Here is a 1,131-nt window from a genome sequence, read left to right as displayed (position 1 = left end):
GACGTAGTGGTTCAGCCCATCCTGGTCAGGCGCGCGCGCCAGCGCCGCATTGTACAGCCGCACAACCTGCGCCGCCGGGTCAGTCGGATCAAACACCAGCCGGCCGTCAACGAAGTGCAGCACTTCGACGCCCGTGAGGGCGTAGCTGTGGCCACCCCCGGTCACGTGGGAAGGAAGCCCGGCACTGGTCGCGACGCTGGTGTCGCGGAAGCCGATTGCCAACCGGGCAGTGTCGATGCCGCTGCTGCCGGTGATGACCTCGTCGGGTGGGGGCACCGCGTCATCGTTGCGGATGGTGCCTACTGCCTCAGCCCGCGCCAGGGTGGCGCCTGTGGGCGTGGACAGCACCAGACGGAAGGTCTCGTCGGGCTCGTACATTGTATCGCCGAGCAGGTTCACCGCGACGCTGGCGGTGGTCTGGCCGGGGGCAAAGGTCAGCACACCGCCCGCTGCCCCGAAGTCCGTGCCTACTGCTGCCGTGCCGGTCAGCGTGTCCCAGCGCACCGTCACGGGCGTGCTGCTGGCCTGCGACAGGCTGACCGCGAAGCTCAGCGCTGCCGTGCCGCTGTTGCCCTCCGCAGCACCCGCATCCGCCACCGACAGCGTACCCGGTAGTGCTGACAGGTCTTGAACCGAGAACTGATGCGCTGGGTAAACGTTTCCTGAAGCGCCATAGGCTATGGTGGTGCCGTTGTAGATGGCACCATCGAGGTAGAGATTCCGGTCGCCGCCATCGTCCCAAAGGTCGTTGCGGAAGGTCACGCTGACCGTGTGGCTGCCAATGCCCCAGTCGCCCTGAACGGCCACTGTTTCGGTCTGGCCGGCGGCATGTGAAGCGGTGGCGGTCAGTGTGCCGCCGACCTGCTTGCCATCGACGCTGACGGTGAACTGCGCGTGTCCCTGGTAGGCGTCCTCGGACAGCCGCAGCAGTAGCGTGTCCGCGCCGCTGCCGACCGTGTTGGTGAGGGCCAGCACGGGGGTGGTGTTGACGCCATCGGGCGAGGAGATCGGCTGCAGCGCCACGGCCTTGGCCGTGGGGTCGACGGAGTAGGCGCGAATGTAGTCGATCTGGAAGTGTGCTGGCAGCGCGTTCGGATCCACCGGGCCAGGCCACCGGCCGCCCGCGGCGAG

Annotated in this window: 1 protein-coding gene; it reads right to left on the bottom strand. The window is 67.8% G+C overall.

Annotated features, from left to right (window positions below; all coding sequences use genetic code 11):
• Positions 1-1,101 (bottom strand): Calx-beta domain-containing protein (locus ACLIBK_RS25535; protein ID WP_415390116.1); only part of this gene is annotated, 1,101 nt, incomplete at its 3' end.
• Positions 1,102-1,131: the final 30 nt, after the last annotated feature.

This window comes from Roseomonas sp. BN140053 (genome assembly GCF_047690175.1).
Lineage (GTDB): Bacteria > Pseudomonadota > Alphaproteobacteria > Acetobacterales > Acetobacteraceae > Roseomonas.
This window is presented reverse-complemented; position numbering and strand designations above follow the sequence as displayed.